Genomic DNA, 22,384 nt, shown 5'->3' on the forward strand with positions numbered 1-22,384 from the left:
AGTTGTCGGTCGCATATGACCGCTTTGCCCCCGAGGTCGTGAGCAAACTCACATGCAGATCCAGGCCTCTTCGCGACTTCGGCCGGGAATTCGATGTTTAGCCTGGCGCTTTACAAGAGGGAAGTCTCTGCCAACCCACACACGACGGGGCCCCGTACAACCGTGAAGACGACGATGATGTTCCGCAACATAGCCAACCCCCGGCGCACCACCCTCGCCCACCTGAAGGACGCCGAGGAACTGCAGACCCCCGAGCTGCCCGAGCACTCCCTCGATCTCCCCTCCCAGACCGCCAACCCCCGGCGCACGATCCTCATGGAGATCCCGGCCGGGACCTCGGTCGCGGAGTAGTACGCGACCGGGCGGCCGATCACTCACCCACCCGGTGACCGGGTTATTCCGCGGCGGCCACCCCTCACCGCGTTAGCCTGGAGCGTCAGACTCCAGCCGGCTCAGTGAGGGGCGCCAGGATCCCGTGCGCATCGCCAGGTTCTCCATCGACGGGAACGTCGCCTTCGGCGCCGTCGAGGGCGACAAGCAGGACGAACTCGTCCTCGACATCATCAAGGGCATTCCGTTCGCGGACTTCGAGCTCTCCGGTACCAAGGTCCCGCTGAGCAAGGTCCGCCTGCTCCCGCCGGTGCTCCCCAACAAGGTCGTCGCCTACGGCCGCAACTACGCGGAGCACGCGAAGGAGCTGGGCAACGAGGTCCCGGACGCCCCCTTCGCCTTCTTCAAGCCGTCCACCTCGGTGATCGGCCCCGGCGACGACATCCAGTACCCGTCCTTCTCCCAGGACCTCCACCACGAGGCCGAACTGGCCGTGGTCATCGGCCGGATGTGCCGCGAGGTCCCGCGCGAGCGCGTGGCGGACGTCATCCTCGGCTACACCTGCGCCAACGACGTCACTGCCCGCGACGTGCAGAAGCGCGAGAAGCAGTGGGCCCGCGCCAAGGGCTTCGACACCTCCTGCCCGCTCGGCCCCTGGGTGGAGACGGACCTGGACCTGGCCACCGCGTCCGACCTGACGATCCAGCTCACGGTCAACGGCGAACAGCGCCAGCTCGGCCGTACGAGCGAGATGATCCACTCCATCGCGGACCTGGTCGTCAACATCACCGAGGCCATGACACTGCTCCCCGGCGACGTCATCCTCACCGGCACCCCGGCAGGGGTCGGCCCCCTCAGCGTCGGCGACGAGGTCGCCGTCACCATCGAAGGCATCGGCACTCTCACCAACAAGGTTGTCAAGCGTGGCTAGCGCACCCGTCCGCGTACGTTTCTGCCCGTCGCCCACCGGTAACCCCCATGTGGGCCTGGTCCGCACCGCCCTGTTCAACTGGGCGTTCGCCCGGCACCACCAGGGCACGCTCGTCTTCCGCATCGAGGACACCGACGCGGCCCGCGACTCCGAGGAGTCGTACCAGCAGCTGCTCGACGCGATGCGCTGGCTGGGCTTCGACTGGGACGAGGGCCCCGAGGTCGGCGGCCCGCACGCGCCGTACCGCCAGTCGCAGCGCATGGACATCTACAAGGACGTCGCCGCCAAGCTGCTCGACGCCGGCCACGCCTACCACTGCTACTGCTCCCAGGAGGAGCTGGACAGCCGCCGCGAGGCCGCCCGTGCCGCCGGCAAGCCGTCCGGCTACGACGGCCACTGCCGCGACCTCACCGCGGAGCAGGTGGCGGAGTACAAGGCCCAGGGCCGTACGCCCATCGTCCGCTTCCGGATGCCCGACGAGACGATCACCTTCACGGACCTGGTCCGCGGCGAGCTGACCTTCACCCCGGAGAACGTCCCGGACTACGGCATCGTCCGCGCCAACGGGGCCCCGCTGTACACGCTGGTCAACCCGGTCGACGACGCCCTGATGGAGATCACCCACGTCCTGCGCGGCGAGGACCTGCTCTCCTCCACCCCGCGCCAGATCGCCCTCTACAAGGCGCTGACCGAGCTCGGCATCGCCAAGCAGACCCCGGCCTTCGGCCACCTCCCCTACGTCATGGGCGAGGGCAACAAGAAGCTGTCGAAGCGCGACCCTCAGTCCTCCCTCAACCTCTACCGGGAGCGCGGCTTCCTGCCCGAGGGCCTGCTCAACTACCTCTCCCTGCTGGGCTGGTCGCTCTCCGCGGACCAGGACATCTTCTCGGTCCAGGAGATGGTCGCGGCCTTCGACATCTCCGACGTGAACCCCAACCCGGCCCGCTTCGACCTGAAGAAGTGCGAGGCGATCAACGCCGACCACATCCGGCTGCTGGACGTGAAGGACTTCACGGAGCGCTGCGCCCCCTGGCTGAAGGCCCCCTTCGCGCCCTGGGCGCCGGAGGACTTCGACGAGGCGAAGTGGCAGGCGATCGCCCCGCACGCCCAGACCCGCCTCAAGGTCCTCTCGGAGATCACCGAGAACGTCGACTTCCTCTTCCTCCCCGAGCCGGTCGAGGACGAGGCGTCCTGGGCCAAGGCGATGAAGGAGGGCAGTGACGCCCTCCTCGCCACGGCCCGGGAGAAGCTGGAGTCCGCCGACTGGACCTCCCCCGAGTCCCTGAAGGAGGCCGTCCTGGCCGCAGGCGAGGCCCACGGCCTCAAGCTCGGCAAGGCCCAGGCCCCGGTCCGCGTCGCCGTCACCGGCCGCACGGTCGGCCTGCCGCTCTTCGAGTCCCTGGAGATCCTGGGCAAGGAGAAGACGCTCGCCAGGATCGACACGGCGCTGGCGAAGCTCAGCGCCTAACGCCGGGACATGTGTGAGGGGCGGCACCCGGAGATCGGGTGCCGCCCCTCACGCGCTCGTGTCAGACGGCGTCGGCCTCGTCGATCAGGTAGGCGAACTCGTCGAAGATCTCCAGGACGACGACGACCATGATCGCGCCCGCGACCATGTACTCCAGCAGCACGCCGGGAGCCACGTACGCCTTGCGCAGGTGCTCGTCGGGCCCGAGCTGCGCGGTCGCCGCCTTGCGGAAGGGGTCGCGTGACAGTATCCGCACGGCCTTGTCCAACTGGGCTCGACGCTCGCCGGGCAAACCGTCGTACGCCGCACGGGCCTCGACGGTGAACTGGACTCGGTACTCGGTCATGACCCAAGTGTGCCAGCCCGCGATACCGTCGGGCCTATGAGCGTCAAAGCCGTGGTCTGGGACGTCGACGACACCCTCTTCGACTACACGAGTGCCGACCGTGAGGGCATGCGGGCGCATCTGGCGGCGGAGGGGCTGCTCGCCGGATGGGAGAGCGCGGAGGCGGCGCTGGTGCGGTGGCGGGAGATCACCGACCAGCAGTGGGCGCGCTTCTCGGCGGGCGAGCTCTCCTTCGAGGACCAGCGCCGCGACCGGGTCCGGGTGTTCCTGGAGACGGAGCTGACCGACACCGAGGCCGACGACTGGTTCCGCCGGTATCTGACGCACTACGAGGCCGTCTGGGCCCTCTTCCCGGACGTCCTGCCCGCCCTGGACGCCCTCGCGGCCGGCTACCGACACGCCGTGCTCTCCAACTCCAGCCTGCACGTCCAGGACCGCAAGCTGCGCACGCTCGGGGTCCACGACCGCTTCGAGGCCGTCCTGTGCGCCGCCGAACTGGGCGTCTCCAAGCCCGCCGCCGGCGCCTTCCTGGCGGCCTGCGAGGCCCTGGAACTAGCCCCGCACCAGGTCGCGTACGTCGGCGACCACCCGGAGATCGACGGGCGGGGCGCCGCCGACGCGGGGCTGCTGTCGGTGTGGATCGACCGTCACGGAGCGTCCACCGGGCCGGTCACCAGGGCCGACGCACCCGCCGGTCCGCACCGGATCGCCTCGCTCGCCGAACTGCCCGCGATCCTCCGCGCCGATACCCGTTTTGGAGCCCCGTCCACCTTCAGGTAATGTTCTTCCTGCGCCGCCGGGGAGCGGGCCGAAAGGCCGGAACCGGAGGCGCGAAACTAGAACAAGATCCCCTCAGGGGCTTGCGTTCCAGTGGCCTATGGTGTAATTGGCAGCACGACTGATTCTGGTTCAGTTAGTCTTGGTTCGAGTCCAGGTAGGCCAGCTCGCAGAGCTCATCTGCAAAGCCCCCGTTGTGTAGCGGCCTAGCACGCTGCCCTCTCAAGGCAGTAGCGCCGGTTCGAATCCGGTCGGGGGTACGGAGATCTTCCACGGATGATCGCTAGGGCCCCCGTTGTGTAGCGGCCTAGCACGCCGCCCTCTCAAGGCGGTAGCGCCGGTTCGAATCCGGTCGGGGGTACGAACTGGTCTAAACCATCATTGGTCTATGGTGTAATTGGCAGCACGACTGATTCTGGTTCAGTTAGTCTTGGTTCGAGTCCAGGTAGACCAGCTCGGACCTGCGGAAACGCAGTGTCCACGCCCCCGTTGTGTAGCGGCCTAGCACGCCGCCCTCTCAAGGCGGTAGCGCCGGTTCGAATCCGGTCGGGGGTACGTGAAGAAGGCCCTCCGCTTCGGCGGGGGGCCTTCTGCTTGTGTGTACGGCGCCCTACTCGAAGCCGTAGCGCCGGGCCGACTCCTCCTCCTGGGCCAGCCGGTGCAGTGCCTGGAGCATCGGCTCCACCAGCACCGCGCTGGCCACCGCGGCCTCCGCCTTCTCCTCCTCCGACGGATGCGTCTCCAGGAAGTCCAGGTCGGCGACGGCCGCCTGGTACATCAACTTCGCGCGCGGTACGAGGAGTTCGGCGTCCCAGTCGTAGCCGAGCCTGCGGAACGCGGCCAGCGCGACCACCAGCTGCCGGTACGCCGGCGAGATCGTCGTCAGCTGCCTGGCGTTCGCCCAGCCCAGCGTGTCCAGGAGGGCGTCGGCCTCCCGGTGTGCGGCGCGCACGTACTCGTCGTTCTCGTCCGGCTCCGGCAGCTGCGGCAGCGCCCACAGCGCGGCGCCCACCCGGATCGTGCGGCCCAGCGAGTCGTCGTCGACATGCCCGAGCACCTCGCGGACCGTCGCCACGGGGATCCGCCCCACCTGGATCATGGCCCGCACCAGCCGCAGCCGCCGCAGGTGCTCCTCGTCGTACTCGGCGGTCGTGGCGTTGACCTGGCGGCCGGGCGGCAACAGCCCCTCGCGCAGGTAGTACTTGATCGTCGCGGCGGACACCCCGCTGCGCTCGCTCAACCGGGCAAGCCGCATGTCTTGCGCGCCTCCTTGGTAAGTGCCACTATCCAAGCACCGACAGGCGGATAGTGCCGCTATCCGACGGGGCCTCCGGGGGTGTCGTTCCTCATGTTCACCAAACCGATTCCGGGCCGTACGACCGCTGCCCGCGAGGGCGACGCGGTGGTCCTGCTCATCGGCATGCGCATCAACCACTTCTGGGCGGTCCACCAGTGGCTCCCGGTCATGCTGTCGATGTTCCGCATGCTGAAGGAGCTGGCGCGGGATCCCGGCCGGGGGCTGCTCGGCCGCATCCTGCTGACGGCCTCGCCGCGGACGTACTACGTCGTCCAGTACTGGGAGTCGAAGGAGAAGCTGTACGCGTACGCGAGCGAGGTGGGCCTGCTCCACCACAAGGTGTGGGGCGCCGTGAACCGCAAGGAGAAGGCGGGGAAGCTGCGCGGGCACGTGGGCCTCTGGCACGAGACCTACATCGCCCCCGAAGGCTCCTACGAGTCGATCTACTTCGACATGCCGCAGTTCGGCCTGGGGGCGGCGAGCGGGACGGTTCCCGTGGAGCGCCGGGGCCGCTACGCGAAGGACCGGTTCGCTCATCGCTCCGGGAGCTGACTCACCTAGGGGCGCGGGGAACTGCGCGACCAGCCACGACGGCGTCGCAGACGGCTGACGGCCGGTGGGGGCGGGCGCTGCACCGTGGGGGCTCCGGTCCCTGGGTGGGTGCGGGCAGCGCGTGGCCGGCCGCGCAGTTCCTCCCCCAGCCTTCGGCCGGGGGTACCTCGGTGCCCCTGAGCGGGGACAGTCCCCCTGCGGAAAAAGTCTCGCCCCCTGAGAATGGGCCTGCCGCGGCGTTGAGGCCGGCCTCTTTCTCCAGGGGGCGTCGGCTCTCAGCCGGAACGGCGCAGTGCCTCCGACAGGCGGGCGGCCGCGTCGATCACGGCCTGGGCGTGCATGCGGCCGGGGTGGCGGGTCAGGCGCTCGATGGGGCCGGAGACGGAGACGGCGGCCACCACGCGGTTGGAAGGGCCTCGCACCGGCGCCGACACCGACGCGACGCCCGGCTCCCGCTCGCCGATGGACTGGGCCCAGCCGCGGCGCCGGACGCCCGACAGGGCCGTCGCCGTGAAGCGGGCGCCCTGGAGGCCGCGGTGCAGCCGCTCCGGCTCCTCCCAGGCCATCAGGATCTGCGCCGAGGAACCGGCCTTCATCGTGAGCGTGGAGCCGACCGGCACCGTGTCCCGCAGGCCGGACAGCCGTTCCGCCGCGGCCACGCAGATCCGCATGTCGCCCTGACGGCGATAGAGCTGCGCACTCTCTCCGGTGATGTCACGGAGGTGCGTCAGCACCGGGCCCGCCGTCGCGAGCAGGCGGTCCTCGCCGGCCGCCGCGGCCAGTTCCGCGAGTCGGGGGCCGAGAATGAAACGGCCCTGCATGTCGCGTGCCACCATGCGGTGGTGTTCCAGAGCCACGGCCAGCCGGTGGGCCGTGGGTCGTGCCAGTCCGGTGGCCCCGACCAGACCCGCGAGGGTGGCCGGACCGGACTCCAGGGCGCTCAGGACAAGGGCCGCCTTGTCCAGAACGCCGACGCCGCTACTGTTGTCCATGCAACGATACTCACGTCTCACTCTGTGAAACGCAAGTTCAATTTTCCGTGGAACGCGCCACCCTGGAATCACACAGTGGCCCGCGGACCAACGGGCCCGGCGGCGGACGCCCGGAACCACGACTTCAGGGGCCCGGAACACGGGCAGCCGCTTCCTCAAGATCTCTAGTTGGGCCGGTGCACGTCTGCCGGCCGGAGGGAAAGCGATGGGTAGGACACTCGCGGAGAAGGTCTGGGACGACCACGTCGTCCGGCGCGCCGAGGGCGAGCCCGACCTCCTCTTCATCGATCTGCACCTGCTGCACGAGGTGACCAGCCCGCAGGCCTTCGACGGGCTGCGCCAGAACGGCCGCCAGGTGCGCCGCCTCGACCTCACCATCGCGACCGAGGACCACAACACCCCGACCCTCGACATCGACAAGCCCATCGCGGACCCCGTCTCCCGCGCCCAGCTGGAGACGCTGCGCAAGAACTGCGCCGAGTTCGGGGTGCGCCTGCACCCGCTGGGCGACGTCGAGCAGGGTGTCGTGCACGTCGTCGGCCCCCAGCTGGGCCTGACGCAGCCGGGCACGACCGTCGTCTGTGGCGACTCGCACACCTCCACGCACGGCGCCTTCGGCGCGCTGGCGTTCGGCATCGGCACCTCCCAGGTGGAGCACGTGCTGGCCACCCAGACGCTGCCGCTGGCCCGCCCGAAGACCATGGCGATCACGGTCGACGGCGAGCTGCCCGAGGGCGTCACCGCCAAGGACCTGATCCTGGCGATCATCGCCAAGATCGGTACCGGCGGCGGCCAGGGCTACATCCTGGAGTACCGCGGCTCCGCCATCGAGAAGCTCTCGATGGAGGCCCGCATGACCATCTGCAACATGTCGATCGAGGCCGGCGCCCGCGCGGGCATGATCGCCCCCGACGAGACCACCTTCGCGTACCTGAAGGGCCGTGCCCACGCCCCCGAGGGCGAGGACTGGGACGCGGCGGTCGCGTACTGGAAGACCCTGAAGACCGACGCGGACGCGGAATTCGACGCCGAGGTGCACATCGACGCCGCCGCGCTCTCGCCGTTCGTCACCTGGGGCACCAACCCGGGGCAGGGCGCGCCGCTTTCGGCGGACGTCCCCGACCCGGCTTCGTACGAAGACGCTTCGGAGCGCCTCGCCGCCGAAAAGGCCCTGGAGTACATGGGGTTGGAGGCCGGCCAGCCGCTGCGCTCGATCAACGTGGACACCGTCTTCGTAGGCTCCTGCACCAACGGCCGGATCGAGGACCTGCGCGCCGCCGCCGAGATCCTCAAGGACCGCAAAGTCGCCGACGGCGTACGGATGCTGGTCGTCCCCGGCTCCGCGCGGGTCGGGCTGCAGGCCGTCTCCGAGGGCCTGGACGTGGTCTTCAAGGACGCCGGCGCCGAATGGCGGCACGCGGGCTGCTCGATGTGCCTCGGCATGAACCCCGACCAGCTGGCCCCCGGTGAGCGCTCCGCGTCCACCTCCAACCGCAACTTCGAGGGGCGGCAGGGCAAGGGCGGCCGTACCCACCTGGTGTCGCCGCAGGTCGCGGCCGCAACCGCCGTCCTGGGCCACCTGGCCTCCCCGGCCGACCTGTCCGACGCTCGTACGCCCGCTGGAGTCTGATCAGCCATGGAAGCATTCACCACGCACACCGGCCGGGCCGTCCCGCTGCGCCGCTCCAACGTCGACACCGACCAGATCATCCCTGCTCACTGGCTCAAGAAGGTGACCCGGGACGGCTTCGAGGACGGACTGTTCGAGGCCTGGCGCAAGGACGAGAACTTCATCCTCAACCGCCCCGAGCGGCAGGGCGCCACGGTTCTGGTCGCCGGCCCCGACTTCGGCACCGGCTCCTCCCGTGAGCACGCCGTCTGGGCGCTGCAGAACTACGGCTTCAAGACCGTGATCTCCTCCCGCTTCGCCGACATCTTCCGGGGCAACTCGCTGAAGAACGGCCTGCTCACGGTGGTCCTGGACCAGAAGATCGTGGAGGCGCTGCAGGAGCTCACCGAGAACGACCCGCAGGCCGAGATCACCGTCGACCTGGAGAACCGCGAGGTACGCGCCGAGGGCATCACCGCCTCCTTCGAGCTGGACGAGAACTCCCGCTGGCGGCTGCTGAACGGCCTGGACGACATCTCCATCACCCTCCGGAACGAGGCCGACATCGCCGCCTACGAGGCCAAGCGGCCGTCGTACAAGCCGCGGACGCTCCAGGTCTGACCCGGAGCCCGCTTCGGCGGGCACCGCCACATCTGAATACGGCTGGTTTCAGCCACCGCAACACCCCGCCTGTACCCCCGATCGCCACGATTGGGGGTACAGCCATGTCTGCACCCGAACGGGCGCTCGCGTTGTCGCAGGTCTTGCCAACTTCCCACGTTAGGGCGGATGTTGTCGGGGTACGTGAGTGCTGTGTCCGCGGCTTCCGCAAGTGCCCGGAAGGCCATTTGAGGCGCCAGTTGCACCCTGCGCAGGCGACAACTCGCCCCAGATGGCACAATCTGTGCATGGAACACGACGGCCAACTCCAGCTCTATGCGGCGGTCGCGGGCCAACTCAAGGAAGCGCACACAAAAGTGCGCGCACTGCAAGTCCCGGAGGGCGTACGGATGGCGCTGACCCGGAAGCTGCTGGTCATTACGGCCGCGGCCAAACACGACGTCGCCGACGCGGCAAGGCGGCTCGAACGGTTCAACGCGGACCTCGACGCGGGTCGAATCCCCGAAGAGGACCGCTGACCGGACCGTACGAGTCGGCCGAGTCCGTTGCGGCACAAGGGTGATAAGCCCGTTTCGTGTTTGATTTGCGGTATATATCTGCCTAACGTGCGAAAAAGCTTGAACACATTCGTTCTGGCGATGTCTCCGAAGGGGAAGACGTGAACAAGGCGCAGCTCGTAGAAGCGATTGCCGACAAGATGGGCGGCCGCCAGCAGGCCGCCGAGGCTGTCGACCATGTCCTGGACGCCATCGTCCGCGCGGTCGTCGCGGGTGAGCGGGTCTCGGTCACCGGCTTCGGGTCCTTCGAGAAGGTGGACCGCCCAGCCCGCTACGCCCGCAACCCCCAGACGGGCGAGCGGGTTCGGGTCAAGAAGACCTCCGTGCCGCGCTTCCGCGCCGGTCAGGGCTTCAAGGACCTGGTGAGCGGCTCCAAGAAGCTCCCGCGCGGCGGTGAGGTCGCGGTCAAGAAGGCGCCCAAGGGCAGCCTGACCGGCGGCGCTTCGGCGACGGTCAAGAAGGCGGCGGCGAAGAAGACCACCGCCAAGAAGGCGACGGGGGTGGCGAAGAAGACCACGGCCGCCGCCAAGAAGACGACGACGGCGAAGAAGACCACGGGCGCCGCCGCGAAGAAGGCGACGACGGCCGCCGCGAAGAAGACGACCGCGAAGAAGACCACCGCCACGGCGAAGAAGGCGGCCGCCAAGAAGGCGCCGGCCAAGAAGGTCACCGCGAAGAAGGCGCCGGCCAAGAAGTCGACGGCGCGGAAGGCTACCGCCAAGAAGACCGCGGCTCGCTGAGCCGGGGCCCGCTTCGGGACAGGGTCGGGATACTCACGCGACGGGCCGGATTCCCTTGGGGAGTCCGGCCCGCGGTGTGTTCGAGACGCGGAGTTGCGTTGTGTTTCGGGTGCGCGCCGGTGGGGGCTGGTCGCGCAGTTCCTCCCCCAGCCTTCGGCCGGGGGTACCCCCAGCGCCCCTGAGTTACTCGCCTCAGAGTGTCTGCAAAGTCACCAGGGTGATCCGAAGGTCGTCTCCGCTTCCCTCGGTCTCGATCCGTACCCGCTGTCCCGGCCTGAGCAGCCGCAGGCCGCCCGCTTCAAAGGCCGCCCCGTCGAACGGCACCGGGGTTCCGTCGTCGAGGAGTACCTGGCCGCTGCGGGTCTCGGGGTCGTACGTGTATGCGGTCGCCTGCATGAGCGCAGTCTACTGGTCCGGGATCAGCAGGCGGGCCGCCACCGCGGCCGTGCGGGGGCCGACGCCCAGGGCCAGGGCCGCGCGCAGGTCGGCGCCGGTGTCCACGTCCTGGCGTACCGAATCCACGCCCACCAGGCGCAGTTCCGCGGCGCCCGAGGCGGCGTGCCGGGCGCGGGAATCCGGGCCGAATGCGGGCGCCAATTCCTGACCGGGGGCCGCGGCCAGCAGGGTGGTGCCGATTGCCGCGGCGTCCGGGAGGAAAGCGCGCGGGAATTCCGCGGCCGCGTCGAGGGCCCGGGCCAATTCCAGCGGGCGGACGGCCGGGAGATCGGCGTTCAGGGCGGCCACGGGGCTTTCCGGACGCGATGCCCGGACAGTCGCCGCCCCGTGCCGCAGCGCCGCGTTCAGGCCGCTGCCCGGCGTGTCCGGGACGATGCGCGCGCCCAGTGCCGACAGCTCGCGCCCGGCCAGCGTGTCGTCCGTGACGACCGCCACATCCTTCACCGACTGGCAGGCCAGGGCCGCCGCCACCGTGTCCTGGGCGAAGGCGAGAGCCAGTGACGGACGCACACCGTCCGACGCGGTGTCCGCGAGCCTGCTCTTGGCCCGGGCCAGAGGCTTGAGCGGGATGAGCAAGGTCCACTGCACAGTCGTACCGTCCCTCCCTTGTTGCCTCATTGTCACCCGGGCTCACGGGGTGCTCGCGACGCCGAGGCGTACGGTGTTCTCGACAGGCCGGCGGGCCGGGGCCACACTTCTTCCCGATCCCAGGCCGGGAAGAAGTCCTAGAGGAAGGTGTCCGCGTGCCCCGCCGGAGAATCGGCTTCTGGTACCGCTTCGCTGCGGTGCTCTGCAAACCTCCGCTGGTGGTTCTGATCAAGCGGGACTGGCGTGGAATGGAGAACATTCCGGCCGAGGGCGGTTTTATCACCGCGGTGAACCACAATTCCCACATCGATCCCTTCGCCTACGCCCACTATCAGTACAACACCGGCCGTGTTCCGCGATTCCTCGCGAAGAGCGGGCTTTTCAAGAAGGGATTCGTCGGCGCCGCCATGCGGGGCACCGGCCAGATCCCCGTCTACCGCGAGTCCACCGACGCGCTCAGCGCCTTCCGGGCCGCGATCGACGCCGTGGAGCGCGGCGAGTGCGTCGCCTTCTACCCTGAGGGAACGATCACCCGCGACCCCGACCAGTGGCCCATGACCGGCAAGACCGGTGCCGCCAGGGTCGCCCTGCAGACCAAGTGCCCGGTGATCCCGGTCGCCCAGTGGGGCGCCAACGAACTCCTCCCGCCGTACGCGAAGAAGCCGCATCTGCTGCCGCGCAAGACGCACCACGTCCTCGCGGGCCCGCCGGTCGACCTCACGCGCTTCTACGGCAAGGAGATGACCCAGGACGTCCTCAAGGAGGCGACCGAGGTCATCATGGCGGCCATCACCCGCCAGCTGGAGGAGATCCGCGGCGAGAAGGCCCCCGAGAGCCCCTACGATCCACGCCAGGTGCGGATCGAGCAGCGGCGCCGGACGCGTGCGCAGAGCGGTCTGGAAGAGGAGAGCGGCAAGTGAGCATGCCTGCCAAGGCGGCGGTCTTCAGCGCGGGTTCATGGGGTACGACCTTCGGGATGGTGCTCGCCGACGCGGGGTGCGAGGTCACCCTGTGGGCGCGGCGCGCGGAGGTGGCGGAGGCCATCAACTCCGGCCGTACCAACCCCGACTACCTGCCGGGTGTGGAACTCCCCGAGAACCTGCGGGCCACCACCGACCCCGCCGAGGCGGCCGCCGGCGCCGACTTCACGTTCCTGTCGGTGCCGTCCCAGACCCTGCGGGCCAACCTCGCCGAGTGGGCGCCGCTGCTCGCGCCCCGGACGGTCCTCGTGTCCCTCATGAAGGGGATCGAACTCGGCACCGCCATGCGGATGAGCGAGGTCATCGAGGACGTCGCCAAGGTCGGCGCGGACCGCGTCGCCGTCGTCACCGGCCCCAACCTCGCCCGCGAGATCGCGGCCCGGATGCCGGCCGCCGCCGTGGTCGCCTGCACCGACGAGACGGTGGCCCAGCGCCTCCAGGCGGCCTGCCACACCCCGTACTTCCGGCCCTACACCGAGACCGACGTGATCGGGTGCGAGCTGGGCGGTGCCGTGAAGAACGTCATCGGCCTCGCCGTCGGCATCGCCGACGGCATGGGGCTCGGCGACAACGCCAAGGGCTCGCTCATCACGCGCGGCCTCGCCGAGACCACCCGCCTCGGCATCGCGCTGGGCGCCGACCCGCTGACCTTCTCCGGACTCGCGGGCCTCGGGGACCTGGTGGCCACCGGCTCCTCGCCCCTCTCCCGCAACCACACCTTCGGCACCAACCTCGGCAAGGGCATGACCCTGGAGGAGACCATCGCGGTCACCAAGCAGACCGCCGAGGGCGTCAAGTCCTGCGAGTCCGTGGCCGATCTGGCCCGCCGGCACGGCGTGGAGATGCCGATCACCGAGACGGTCGTCGACATCGTGCACGAGGGCAAGCCGCCGGTGGTCGCCCTCAAGGAGCTGATGTCGCGCAGCGCGAAGCCCGAGCGACGCTGAGCGACCCCACCCCGAGGACGCTGTCTCGGGGCCCTACCACCGGGTACTCTCAACGCGATATGAGCACCGAGAACCTCCCCCAGAGCCCTGAGCAGCCCGCTCGCAAGCCGCGCGTGGCCGTCGTCTTCGGCGGCCGCAGCTCCGAGCACGGGATCTCCACGGTCACCGCCGGAGCCGTGCTGAACGCCATCGACCGGACGAAGTACGACGTCCTGCCGATCGGCATCACCCGGGAAGGCCGCTGGGTGCTCACGGCCGACGAGCCCGAACGCATGGCGATCACCGAACGCCGTACCCCCGAGGTCGGCGACGTCGCCGACTCCACCGAGGGCGGCGTGATCCTCCCCGTCGACCCGGCCAACCGCGAGGTCGTCTACAGCGAGCCCGGCTCCGTGCCCAAGGCGCTCGGCGAGGTCGACGTCGTCTTCCCGGTGCTGCACGGTCCCTACGGTGAGGACGGCACCCTCCAGGGCCTCCTGGAGCTGTCCGGCGTCCCGTACGTCGGCTCGGGCGTGCTCGCCTCGGCCGTCGGCCAGGACAAGGAGTACATGAAGCGGGTGTTCACCTCCTTCGGGCTCGCCGTCGGCCCGTACCTGGTGGTCCGCCCCCGTGAGTGGCAGCAGGACGAGTCCGCCGCCCGCAAGCGGATCGTCGACTTCGCCGGCGAGCACGGCTGGCCGCTGTTCGTGAAGCCCGCGCGCGCGGGTTCGTCGATCGGCATCACCAAGGTCGACGACCTCTCGGGCCTGGACGAGGCGATCGCCGAGGCCCAGTCCCACGACCCGAAGATCCTGATCGAGGCGGCCGTCCACGGCCGTGAGATCGAGGTCGGCGTCCTGGAGTTCGAGGACGGCCCGCGCGCCTCGGTCCCGGCGGAGATCCCGCCGCCCTCGGACCACGCGTACTACGACTTCGAGGCCAAGTACATCGACTCCACCCCCGGCATCGTCCCGGCCCCCCTCACCCCCGAGGAGACCGCCGAGGTCCAGAAGCTCGCGGTGGACGCCTTCGAGGCCGCCTCCTGCGAGGGCCTGGTCCGCGCCGACTTCTTCCTCACGGAGGCCGGCCACTTCGTCATCAACGAGATCAACACGATGCCGGGCTTCACCCCGATCTCGATGTACCCGCAGATGTGGCAGGCGACCGGTGTCAGCTACCCCGAGCTGATCGACCGCCTGGTGCAGGCAGCCCTGAACCGTTCGACGGGCCTGCGCTGACGCGCCCCCTACGGGGCGCCGCCTAGTCGGCGATCCCTTCCGGCACCGCCTTCTCGACGGCCGGCGCCAGACTCACCAACGGCGCCATGCCATCCCCGGTCCGCCCCGCAGGAATCGTCACCTCGACATACGCCTTCCGCAACGTCGTAGTGAACCGAAACGATTTGTCGGCCCGCTGCTCCAGCAGCCACCCCACCCCGTTCACCTCAACCCCGTCGGCCTCCGGATCGGCCATCTTCGCAGGCCGCTCGACACCGCACCGCAGTATGATCGCCGGGTCGCCACCCCACCCGGCTGTCAGCGGAGAGGCCGGTTCCGGATCGCGCCGGCCCAGCTTGTCGACCTTCGTCGGCAACACCCGGTCAAGGCGATCACAGAGCTTCGCAACCGCGGCGCCCGGAGTGGGAACCGCCACCGACGGGACGTCGTCTGCTGAGGAGCAGCCCGCGGCCGCGATCAACAACAGAGCGAGCGCGGGCAGACCGAATGGCCGGTGACGGAAGAAGTTCACCGGCCAAGGGTAGACGGGGGCTACAGATGGACGACCGGGCAGGTCAGGGTGCGCGTGATGCCGTCCACTTGCTGGACTCTCGCGACCACCAGCCGACCGAGTTCGTCGACGGTCTCCGCTTGCGCGCGCACGATGACGTCGTACGGTCCTGTCACGTCCTCGGCCTGGATGACTCCAGGGATCTTGCTGATGATCTCTGCGACGGTCGACGCTTTGCCGACCTCCGTCTGGATCAGGATGTACGCCTGTACCACGGAACCTCCAGGGCGGCCACGAGGATCATGTGGGGAAAAGGAACGCCACGGTATCGCGTCGCCGCTCACCGCGGGGAGACCTGCGCGGACAGGGGCTTGCGCGCCGGGGTGCAGGCGCGACAGAAGTTGACGGTCACCTCGACCGTATCCACGACGACGGTGACGCGCGAGCGGGCACGGCAAGGCAGAGAAGGGGCGAAAGGGCAATGAAGGGCACTGTTGGTGAGCTGGGGGAGTTCGGGCTCATCAGGGAGCTCACCTCCCGTCTCACCACCACTCCGGCGGTCCGGGTCGGCCCCGGCGACGACGCCGCGGTGGTCGCCGCGCCCGACCGCCGGGTGGTGGCGAGCACCGACATCCTGCTGGAGGGCCGGCACTTCCGCCGCGACTGGTCCACGGCCTACGACGTGGGCCGCAAGGCGGCCGCGCAGAACCTCGCGGACATCGCCGCCATGGGCGCCGTGCCGACCGCCCTGCTGCTCGGCCTGGTCGTGCCCGCCGAACTGCCGGTGACCTGGCCCAGCGAGTTGATGGACGGCATCCGCGACGAGTGCCAGGTCGCCGGTGCCTCGGTGGTCGGCGGCGACGTGGTCCGCGGCGACACGATCATGGTGTCGATCACCGCCCTCGGCGACCTGCGCAACCAGGAGCCGGTCACCCGGGCCGGCGCCCAGCCCGGCGACCTGATCGCCGTCACCGGTTGGCTGGGCTGGTCCGCGGCCGGTTACGCGGTGCTCTCCCGCGGCTTCCGCTCGCCCCGGGCGTTCGTGGAGGCGCACCGCCGTCCCGAGCCGCCGTACCACGCGGGCCCGGCCGCCGCCGCCCTCGGCGCGACCGCGATGTGCGACGTGAGCGACGGGCTGATCGCCGACCTGGGGCACATCGCCGAGGCCAGCAAGGTGCGGATCGACATCCGCTCCGGCGCGATCGACATCCCGACCCAGATGAACGACATCGGCCAGGCCGTCGGCGTCGACCCCATCCAGTGGGTGCTCACCGGCGGCGAGGACCACGCGATCGTGGCGACCTTCCCGCCGGACGTGAAGCTGCCCGCCCGCTGGAAGGTCATCGGCGAGGTCCTCAATCCGTCCGCGCTGCCCCAGGTGACCGTCGACGGCGCGCCCTGGACCAGCAAGGGCGGCTGGGACCACTTCGGGGACATCGAGTCATGAGCCCGGCGCGCGTGCTGACGGTCGCGGGCTCCGACTCCGGAGGCGGGGCCGGGATCCAGGCCGACCTCAAGACCATGCTCGCGCTGGGCGTGCACGGCATGAGCGTGCTCACCGCGGTCACCGCGCAGAACTCGACCGGCGTCCAGGGGGCTTGGGAGCTGCCGGTGGCGGCCGTCCGCGCCCAGTACCGGAGCGTGGTGGACGACATCGGAGTGGACGCGGTCAAGACCGGGATGCTCGCCTCGGCCGAACTCGTGGAGGCGGTCGCCGAGTTGCTCGCCGGGACCGGCGCGCCCGTGGTCGTGGACCCGGTCGGCGTCTCCAAGCACGGCGACCCGCTCCTCGCCGCCTCCGCCCTGGACTCGGTCCGCACGAAACTCCTCCCGCTGGCCACCGTGGCCACCCCGAACCTCGACGAGGTGGCGCAAATCACCGGCGTGCACGTCGAGTCGGAGGCCGATCTGCGCCGGGCCGCGGCGGCCGTGCTGTCGTACGGCCCGACCTGGGTGCTGATCAAGGGCGGGCACCTGCCCGGCGAGGCCGTCGACCTGCTCACCGACGGCACCGACGAACTCCTGCTGCGCGCCCCCCGGTACGACAACCGGCACACCCACGGCACCGGCTGCACCCTCGCGTCCGCGATCGCGTCGCAGCTCGCGAAGGGGCAGTCCGTGCCGCAGGCGGTGAGGGCCGCCAAGGAGTACGTCACCGGGGCGATCGCGGCCGGGTTCGCGCTCGGCGCCGGGATCGGGCCCGTGGACCACGGCTGGGCCCTCAGGCCCGTGACAGGGCCGGGTACTCCCGCAGCCTGATGTCGGTGGCCGCCTTCTCGGTCATCCTCTTGAAGAAGCGGGCCAGCGGACGGGAGGCGAGCACCCGGTACATCCGGTCCCGGCTGCGGATGCGCCGCTCGGTCGGCGGGGCGAAGAACGGGCCCGCGTTCCCGGAGATCTTCTGGCAGCCCTTGGCGAAGTCGCGGATCCGGGACTCGTACTCGGCGAAGGCCGTACGGAAGTCACCTCCCGCCAGGGCCAGTTCACCGGCGAGGACGTATGCGCCGACGATCGCGACGCCCGTCCCCATCCCGCCCATCGTCGCCCCGTACCCGGCGTCCCCGAGCAGCGCCACCCGCCCCTTGACGAGCCGGTCGACGTGGATCTGGGCGATCGCGTCGAAGTACACGTCGTCGGCCTCCTCCAGGGCCTTGAGGAGGGCCGGGCCCTCCCAGCCCATCCCGGCGAAGCGGTCCATGACGATCCGCTTCACCGCCGCGACGTCCCGGCGGTCGTACGACAGCTCCTCGGACCGGAAGACCAGCAACGCGCCGGCGCGGTCCGGGTCGCCGTCGTAGTTGCCGATGACGAACGCGCGGCCGGGCTCGCTGTAGACGCGGCCGGTGCGGTCCAGGCCCAGGTGGTTGGGGACGTCGAAGCCGGCCACGTAGTGGTCGAAGAAGCGCAGGTAGCGGGACTCGTCGCCGAAGACCAGCCGACGGGTGTTGGAGTGCAGCCCGTCGGCGCCCACGACCAGGTCGAAGCGGCGGGGCGCGCTCCTCTCGAAGGTGACGTCGACGCCCTGCGGGTCCTCCGCGACGGAGGTGATCGAGTCGCCGAAGACGTACTCGACGTCGTCCCTGGTGCGTTCGTACATGATCTGTGCGAGGTCGCCGCGGAAGATCTCCACGTCGCCGCTCATGAGCTCGGCGGGCAGGTCCACGCGCGGGCTGCCGTCGGCGTCGACGACCGTCTGGCGGCCCATGTGGGTCTGGCGGGCGTGGATCTCGTCCCAGATGCCCATCGAGGTCAGGACCGTGCGGTGGACATGGCCGCGGAAGTCGACCGCGAAGCCGCCGCCGCGCAGTCCGGCCGCCTTCTCGACCACGGTGACGCGGGCGCCGAGCCGGGCGAGGTTGAGGGCGAGGGCGGGTCCGGCGACGCTGGCGCCGGAGATCAGGACGCTGAGGTGGGTCAGGTTCTTGTTCGTCATGCGATGAGCTTCGGCGGGGGCGCTGACCGTCCCCCTACCGTTCGCTGACCGCCGCCGACCGTTGCCGTCGGCCCCGCTCGAAGGCCTGGTCGAACGCCTCGGCGGACAGCTTCGCCCGCGCCTCCCGCTCGACGCGCACGACGTCCGGGTCGCCCTCGGTCCGGCCGCCCCGCAGACCCGTCGCGGCGCCCAGCAGCTCCGCGGCCCGCTCGGCCGAGCCGGCCACGGACGCCAGCGCCTCGGCCGCGTCGGCGAGTTCCAGGTCGCCCGGCCCCTCCACGGCCAGTTCGGCGGCCTGCCGGAACCAGTCGCGGGCCTCCTCGGTGTGCCCCTCGGCGGCGGCCGTGCGGCCGAGCCCGATGAGGCTGCGGACGGTCTCGCCGACGCTGAACCAGTTGGCGGCGCACTCCTGGAGGGCGCTCTCGTAGTGCACGCGCGCGCGTGCCGTGTTCCCGGACAGCCGGGCCGCGTCGCCGAGGCCGCGCCGGGCGGCCGCCACCTTGTCGGGGAGCCCGGCGCCCCGCGCGAGCGTCAGCGCCTCGTCGAAGTGGGCCACGGCGGCCGCCGTGTCGCCCCGGTGCAGCAGCACGGTGGCCCGGGTGCGCAGCAGATCGGCGGTCTCCTCCGGCGCGGCCGCTGGTGGCGAGCACGCGCACCCCCGGGCAGGCCGCGAGGAGCAGCGCGGTGAGCCGTGCGGCCTCCTCGACCAGGTGCTCGCAGTTGTCCAGGACGATCAGCAGCTCGCGCTCCTCCAGGGCGGCCAGCAGCCGGTCCGTGGTGTCGGCGGCGGGGCTGCGCAGGCCCTCGCGGACGCCGAGGGCGGCCAGGACGGCGTACGGGATCCGGGAGCCGTCGGTGAGCGGCGCGAGTTCCACGAGGCAGGCGCCGGGGTGGTGCTGGGCCGCCTCGACGGCGAGCCGTGTCTTGCCGGCCCCGCCCGGCCCGGTCAGCGTGAGCAGCCGGGAGCCGGCGAGGCCGGCGGCGATCCGGGCGAGCTCGGGTTCGCGGCCGACGAAGCGGGTGAGCTGGACCGGGAGGCGGGGCCGCTCGGGTGCCGCGCCCCGCAGCAGCTCCAGATGGAGCGCGGACAGCTCCGGGGAGGGATCGGCGCCCAGCCGGTCGGCGAGGGTGCGGCGGGCCTCCTCGTACACCGTGAGGGCCTCGGCGGGGCGCCCGGCCGCGTGCAGGGCCCGCATCAGCTGCCCGTACAGCCGCTCGCCCAGCGGACGGGCGGCCAGCAGCGCCCGCAGCTCAGGCACCAGCTCCGAGCCGCCGCCGAGCGCCAGGTCCGCCTCGATCCGGTCCTGTACGGCGGTCAGCCGCAGCTCTTCGAGCCGCGCCGCCTCGGCCTCGGCGTCCGGGAGGTCGGTCAGCGCGGGGCCGCGCCACAGGGCGAGGGCCTCGCGGAGCCGGGCCGCGGCGGTCACGTGGTCGCCGGCGGCGAGGGCGGCGCGTCCGGCCCCGGACCAGGTTTCGAATCGGTGTGCGTCCACGGTGTCGGGAGCGACCGCGACGCGGTACCCGGTGGCGGTGGCCTCTATCTCGGCGTGCGGGGCCAGCCGCCTGCGCAGCCGGGAGATCTGCGACTGGAGCGCGTTGGCGGCCCCGGCGGGCGGCTCGGCGCCGTACAGGCCGTCGGTGAGGCGCTGGGTGGAGACCGGCCGGCCGGCGTCCAGGAGCAGCAGGGTGAGCAGGGCGCGGGGGCGGGGGCCGCCGGGGTCCACGGGGGTGCCGTCGTCGGTGCGTACGTCCAGGGGGCCCAGGATGCCGAAGCGCATGGGATCAGCTTGTCAGGGCACGGTTTGCCGGGGTCCGGAATTTCCGGCACGGCTGAACGCGGGCACGGCAAAAAGCCGGCCCACCCGGAGGTGGACCGGCTCTGTGCAGCGAACCAGCGGTGGCCGCGCGCTCAGCGACAGTGCGTCAGCGCGAGACCTTGCCGGCCTTGATGCACGAGGTGCAGGCGTTCACGCGCTTCGGCGTCCCGCCGACCACGGTACGCACACGCTGGATGTTCGGGTTCCAGCGGCGGGACGTACGGCGGTGCGAGTGCGAGATGTTGTTGCCGAAGCCCGGCCCCTTGCCGCAGACGTCGCAGTTGGCAGCCACGGGTCACTCCAAAGACTTCAGATGCACTTACGGTTGAATCCCGGCGTGCCGGGATTCAGATCCTGGGGATCTGAGATCTTGAGTGGCCTGCCGGGGAAATGGCCCGATCGGATCGGGCAACCGGAGCAGCATACAACGACTGCGTCCGTTAGACGAAACTAGCATGGCAGCTCAGGGGCCCGCCCCCGGCCCTCTTCCGGCGGACACCCTTCCGGGGTCTACGCTGCGTCCACGTTCGGCCGGCTCAAGGAGGCGCAGGTGGCGCAGGTGCCGCAGACATTCTTCGATGCTCTCGCGGTACGCACCTGGTGCGGACTGTCGCTGGGGGCACTCGGGCGGGCGCGCGAGGAGATCGACGCGATCAACGTCTACCCGGTGGCCGACGGCGACACCGGAACGAACCTGTACATGACGGTGGAGTCGGCAGCAGGAGCCGTCGAGGCCGTCTTCGCGGGCTACGAGCTGGGCGAGGAGGTGCCGACCCTGGCCGACGCCGTCCGCGCGATGGCGCACGGCGCCCTCATAGGCGCGCGCGGCAACTCCGGCACGATCCTGGCCCAGTTGCTGCGTGGCATGGCCCACGTCCTCACCGAGGGTGAGGCGACTCACATCGACGCGGACAGGCTGCGGCTCGCCCTGGGGCACGCCGCCGACGCCGCCCGCCGGGCCGTCGCCCACCCGGTGGAGGGCACGGTGCTGTCGGTCGCGGCGGCCGCGGCGGACGCCGCCGACGCGGCCGAGGACGACTGCGGGGCGGTCGCGCGGGCCGCCTACGAGGGCGCGTGCAAGGCGCTCGCGGCGACTCCGGGACAACTGGCCGTGCTGGAGCGGGCCGGGGTGGTGGACGCCGGCGGACGGGGTCTGGTCGCGGTGCTCGGGGCGCTGGTGGAGGCGTTCACGGGGGAGACGCCGACGGCTTTCGACCTGCACGCGCACGGGGCGGGCCCGGTCGTCCACGCGCGCGTGGACGCCGTCTCCGGCGCCCGGGCCGAGAACTGCGCGGAACGCACCGGCGGGCCCGCGTTCGAGGTCATCTACCTCCTGGAGGCCGAGGACGCCGCCGTGGACCGGCTGCGGGCCCGGCTCGACGTCCTCGGCGACTCCCTGGTGATGGTCGGCGGCGACGGCCTGTGGAACGTCCATGTGCACGTCGACGACGCCGGAGCCGCCGTCGAGGCGGGTGTGGAGGCCGGACGTCCTTACCGGATCCGGATCACGCACTTCGGCGCCGGGGACGTGCACACCGGCAGGGCGCGGCCGCCGCGCGAGCGGGTGCAGCGGGCCGTGGTGGCCGTCGTGCCCGGGGAGGGGCTGGCCGGGCTGTACACCGAGGGCGGCGCGACCACGGTGCTCGCGCGCCCGGGGGAGCCGCCGGCCAGCGGGGAACTGGTGGACGCCCTGCGGCGCGCCAACGCGCGCGAGGTGGTGCTCCTGCCCAACGACGCCGACCTGCGGCACACGGCGGCCGCGGCGGCCGAGCAGGCCCGCGCGGAGGGCATCCGGGTCGCCCTCATCCCGACCCGCTCGGCGGTCCAGGGCATCTCCGCGCTCGCGGTGCACCAGCCGGACCGCCGCTTCGACGAGGACGTCGTCCAGATGACCTCCGCGGCCGGCGCCACCCGCTACGCCGAGGTCGTGGTCGCGGAACGGCAGTCCTGGACCATGGCCGGCATCTGCCAGGCCGGGGACGTACTGGGGCTGATAGACGGGGACGTGGCGGTGATCGGCTCGGACGTGACGGCCACCGCCGAGACCGTCCTGGACCGCATGCTCCAGGCCGGCGGCGAGCTGGTCACCCTCGTCCTCGGCGACGAGGCGCCCGACGGCGTCGCCGACCGCCTGGAGGCACGCGTGCGCGAGGCGTACCTCGCCGTCGACACGGTGGTCTACCGGGGCGGCCGGCAGGGGGCTCCGCTTCTCATCGGCGTCGAGTGAGCCCCCCCA

At 71.0% G+C, this 22,384-nt stretch carries 25 protein-coding genes, 5 tRNA genes and 1 pseudogene; 20 read left to right on the forward strand and 11 right to left on the reverse strand.

From position 1 onward, the window contains the following. Positions 1-162: 162 nt before the first annotated feature. The 3 genes from ACZ4UV_RS46525 to gltX all read left to right on the forward strand — a co-directional run bounded on the left by ACZ4UV_RS46525 (position 163) and on the right by gltX (position 2,729). Entirely contained in the window at positions 163-351 is a 189-nt protein-coding gene (locus tag ACZ4UV_RS46525) for a hypothetical protein (RefSeq protein WP_093498891.1), read from the forward strand. 124 nt (positions 352-475) lie between these two features. Further along, the gene (locus tag ACZ4UV_RS46530) at positions 476-1,261 is read left to right on the forward strand and encodes a fumarylacetoacetate hydrolase family protein (RefSeq protein ID WP_390040750.1); all 786 of its coding nucleotides are present in this window, start codon (positions 476-478) and stop codon (positions 1,259-1,261) included. After that, the gene (gltX, locus tag ACZ4UV_RS46535) at positions 1,245-2,729 is read left to right on the forward strand and encodes a glutamate--tRNA ligase (RefSeq protein WP_467847530.1); all 1,485 of its coding nucleotides are present in this window, start codon (positions 1,245-1,247) and stop codon (positions 2,727-2,729) included. Before ACZ4UV_RS46530 ends, gltX begins: the two co-directional genes overlap by 17 nt. Before the next feature lie 61 nt (positions 2,730-2,790). Here gltX and ACZ4UV_RS46540 read toward each other — a convergent pair whose 3' ends face one another. Further along, positions 2,791-3,075, reverse strand: coding sequence for a type II toxin-antitoxin system RelE family toxin (locus ACZ4UV_RS46540; RefSeq protein WP_467847534.1), 285 nt, complete (start codon positions 3,073-3,075; stop codon positions 2,791-2,793). A gap of 36 nt (positions 3,076-3,111) precedes the next feature. Here ACZ4UV_RS46540 and ACZ4UV_RS46545 point away from each other — a divergent pair, with 36 nt between their 5' ends. From ACZ4UV_RS46545 to ACZ4UV_RS46570, 6 genes are all read left to right on the forward strand, one after another. Continuing rightward, positions 3,112-3,855, forward strand: a complete 744-nt coding sequence (locus ACZ4UV_RS46545) for an HAD family hydrolase (protein ID WP_451020377.1) — start codon at positions 3,112-3,114, stop codon at positions 3,853-3,855. Between the two features lie 91 nt (positions 3,856-3,946). Further along, positions 3,947-4,018: transfer RNA gene (locus ACZ4UV_RS46550), tRNA-Gln, on the forward strand. Positions 4,019-4,039: 21 nt separating this feature from the next. After that, positions 4,040-4,112 (forward strand) — tRNA-Glu (locus ACZ4UV_RS46555). 28 nt (positions 4,113-4,140) lie between these two features. Beyond that, positions 4,141-4,213 (forward strand) — tRNA-Glu (locus ACZ4UV_RS46560). A gap of 21 nt (positions 4,214-4,234) precedes the next feature. Beyond that, positions 4,235-4,306, forward strand: a tRNA-Gln gene (locus tag ACZ4UV_RS46565). 28 nt (positions 4,307-4,334) lie between these two features. Further along, positions 4,335-4,407, forward strand: a tRNA-Glu gene (locus ACZ4UV_RS46570). Between the two features lie 55 nt (positions 4,408-4,462). Here ACZ4UV_RS46570 and ACZ4UV_RS46575 read toward each other — a convergent pair. Then, positions 4,463-5,107, reverse strand: coding sequence for a MerR family transcriptional regulator (locus ACZ4UV_RS46575; RefSeq protein ID WP_390040758.1), 645 nt, complete (start codon positions 5,105-5,107; stop codon positions 4,463-4,465). Positions 5,108-5,200: 93 nt separating this feature from the next. Between ACZ4UV_RS46575 and ACZ4UV_RS46580 the strand changes: the two genes are divergently transcribed. Beyond that, positions 5,201-5,701, forward strand: a complete 501-nt coding sequence (locus tag ACZ4UV_RS46580) for a DUF4188 domain-containing protein (RefSeq protein WP_451020368.1) — start codon at positions 5,201-5,203, stop codon at positions 5,699-5,701. 275 nt (positions 5,702-5,976) lie between these two features. Here ACZ4UV_RS46580 and ndgR read toward each other — a convergent pair whose 3' ends face one another. After that, positions 5,977-6,693, reverse strand: coding sequence for an IclR family transcriptional regulator NdgR (gene ndgR, locus ACZ4UV_RS46585; RefSeq protein WP_123973900.1), 717 nt, complete (start codon positions 6,691-6,693; stop codon positions 5,977-5,979). Between the two features lie 205 nt (positions 6,694-6,898). On the opposite strand from ndgR, the gene leuC reads away from it, so the two are divergent. The 4 genes from leuC to ACZ4UV_RS46605 all read left to right on the forward strand — a co-directional run bounded on the left by leuC (position 6,899) and on the right by ACZ4UV_RS46605 (position 10,220). Continuing rightward, positions 6,899-8,323, forward strand: a complete 1,425-nt coding sequence (gene leuC / locus ACZ4UV_RS46590; RefSeq protein WP_390040762.1) for a 3-isopropylmalate dehydratase large subunit — start codon at positions 6,899-6,901, stop codon at positions 8,321-8,323. Positions 8,324-8,329: 6 nt separating this feature from the next. Beyond that, positions 8,330-8,923 carry a 3-isopropylmalate dehydratase small subunit gene (gene leuD, locus ACZ4UV_RS46595; protein ID WP_093498884.1) on the forward strand — a complete coding sequence of 198 codons (594 nt, stop codon included), beginning with the start codon at positions 8,330-8,332 and terminating at the stop codon, positions 8,921-8,923. 287 nt (positions 8,924-9,210) lie between these two features. Then, positions 9,211-9,441, forward strand: a complete 231-nt coding sequence (locus tag ACZ4UV_RS46600) for an SCO5555 family protein (protein ID WP_181802287.1) — start codon at positions 9,211-9,213, stop codon at positions 9,439-9,441. A 140-nt stretch (positions 9,442-9,581) separates the two neighbouring features. Further along, complete coding sequence (locus ACZ4UV_RS46605) at positions 9,582-10,220, forward strand: HU family DNA-binding protein (protein ID WP_451020369.1); 639 nt, start codon at positions 9,582-9,584, stop codon at positions 10,218-10,220. A 192-nt stretch (positions 10,221-10,412) separates the two neighbouring features. On the opposite strand, the gene ACZ4UV_RS46610 is transcribed toward ACZ4UV_RS46605, so the two are convergent. Both ACZ4UV_RS46610 and cofC read right to left on the reverse strand, forming a co-directional pair. Then, the gene (locus ACZ4UV_RS46610; protein WP_451020370.1) at positions 10,413-10,616 is read right to left on the reverse strand and encodes a hypothetical protein; all 204 of its coding nucleotides are present in this window, start codon (positions 10,614-10,616) and stop codon (positions 10,413-10,415) included. Between the two features lie 9 nt (positions 10,617-10,625). Further along, on the reverse strand, positions 10,626-11,264 hold the full coding sequence (gene cofC, locus ACZ4UV_RS46615; protein ID WP_467847546.1) for a 2-phospho-L-lactate guanylyltransferase: 639 nt from the start codon (positions 11,262-11,264) through the stop codon (positions 10,626-10,628). 155 nt (positions 11,265-11,419) lie between these two features. Here cofC and ACZ4UV_RS46620 point away from each other — a divergent pair, with 155 nt between their 5' ends. From ACZ4UV_RS46620 to ACZ4UV_RS46630, 3 genes are read left to right on the forward strand one after another with little or no spacing between them, the layout of a single operon-like run. Then, positions 11,420-12,184, forward strand: a complete 765-nt coding sequence (locus ACZ4UV_RS46620) for a lysophospholipid acyltransferase family protein (protein ID WP_451020372.1) — start codon at positions 11,420-11,422, stop codon at positions 12,182-12,184. After that, positions 12,181-13,191, forward strand: coding sequence for an NAD(P)H-dependent glycerol-3-phosphate dehydrogenase (locus ACZ4UV_RS46625; RefSeq protein WP_390040772.1), 1,011 nt, complete (start codon positions 12,181-12,183; stop codon positions 13,189-13,191). Before ACZ4UV_RS46620 ends, ACZ4UV_RS46625 begins: the two co-directional genes overlap by 4 nt. Before the next feature lie 59 nt (positions 13,192-13,250). Continuing rightward, positions 13,251-14,408 (forward strand): D-alanine--D-alanine ligase family protein, encoded by a 1,158-nt coding sequence (locus ACZ4UV_RS46630; protein WP_451020373.1) that lies wholly within the window; start codon positions 13,251-13,253, stop codon positions 14,406-14,408. A 22-nt stretch (positions 14,409-14,430) separates the two neighbouring features. On the opposite strand, the gene ACZ4UV_RS46635 is transcribed toward ACZ4UV_RS46630, so the two are convergent. Next, positions 14,431-14,919, reverse strand: coding sequence for a DUF3515 domain-containing protein (locus tag ACZ4UV_RS46635; RefSeq protein WP_451020374.1), 489 nt, complete (start codon positions 14,917-14,919; stop codon positions 14,431-14,433). 20 nt (positions 14,920-14,939) lie between these two features. Next, positions 14,940-15,173 carry an Lrp/AsnC family transcriptional regulator gene (locus ACZ4UV_RS46640; RefSeq protein ID WP_093498875.1) on the reverse strand — a complete coding sequence of 78 codons (234 nt, stop codon included), beginning with the start codon at positions 15,171-15,173 and terminating at the stop codon, positions 14,940-14,942. 206 nt (positions 15,174-15,379) lie between these two features. Between ACZ4UV_RS46640 and ACZ4UV_RS46645 the strand changes: the two genes are divergently transcribed. Together ACZ4UV_RS46645 and thiD are read left to right on the forward strand one after the other, a co-directional pair. After that, entirely contained in the window at positions 15,380-16,345 is a 966-nt protein-coding gene (locus ACZ4UV_RS46645) for a thiamine-phosphate kinase (protein WP_093498874.1), read from the forward strand. Then, positions 16,342-17,157 (forward strand): bifunctional hydroxymethylpyrimidine kinase/phosphomethylpyrimidine kinase, encoded by an 816-nt coding sequence (gene thiD, locus ACZ4UV_RS46650; RefSeq protein ID WP_451020375.1) that lies wholly within the window; start codon positions 16,342-16,344, stop codon positions 17,155-17,157. Before ACZ4UV_RS46645 ends, thiD begins: the two co-directional genes overlap by 4 nt. On the opposite strand, the gene ACZ4UV_RS46655 is transcribed toward thiD, so the two are convergent. The 4 genes and pseudogenes from ACZ4UV_RS46655 to rpmB all read right to left on the reverse strand — a co-directional run bounded on the left by ACZ4UV_RS46655 (position 17,120) and on the right by rpmB (position 20,440). Beyond that, positions 17,120-18,331: an FAD-dependent monooxygenase gene (locus ACZ4UV_RS46655; RefSeq protein WP_351485001.1), complete on the reverse strand. Its 1,212-nt coding sequence runs from the start codon at positions 18,329-18,331 to the stop codon at positions 17,120-17,122. The genes thiD and ACZ4UV_RS46655 overlap by 38 nt on opposite strands. Before the next feature lie 34 nt (positions 18,332-18,365). Further along, the gene (locus ACZ4UV_RS46660) at positions 18,366-18,920 is read right to left on the reverse strand and encodes a tetratricopeptide repeat protein (protein WP_467847561.1); all 555 of its coding nucleotides are present in this window, start codon (positions 18,918-18,920) and stop codon (positions 18,366-18,368) included. A 154-nt stretch (positions 18,921-19,074) separates the two neighbouring features. Next, a pseudogene (locus ACZ4UV_RS46665) lies at positions 19,075-20,109 on the reverse strand (AfsR/SARP family transcriptional regulator); the annotation flags it as partial. A 145-nt stretch (positions 20,110-20,254) separates the two neighbouring features. Then, on the reverse strand, positions 20,255-20,440 hold the full coding sequence (gene rpmB, locus ACZ4UV_RS46670) for a 50S ribosomal protein L28 (RefSeq protein ID WP_003993230.1): 186 nt from the start codon (positions 20,438-20,440) through the stop codon (positions 20,255-20,257). A gap of 258 nt (positions 20,441-20,698) precedes the next feature. Between rpmB and ACZ4UV_RS46675 the strand changes: the two genes are divergently transcribed. Next, positions 20,699-22,375: a DAK2 domain-containing protein gene (locus tag ACZ4UV_RS46675; protein WP_467847564.1), complete on the forward strand. Its 1,677-nt coding sequence runs from the start codon at positions 20,699-20,701 to the stop codon at positions 22,373-22,375. The last annotated feature ends 9 nt before the right edge of the window (positions 22,376-22,384 follow it).

Source organism: Streptomyces sp. NPDC028289, from assembly GCF_055565975.1.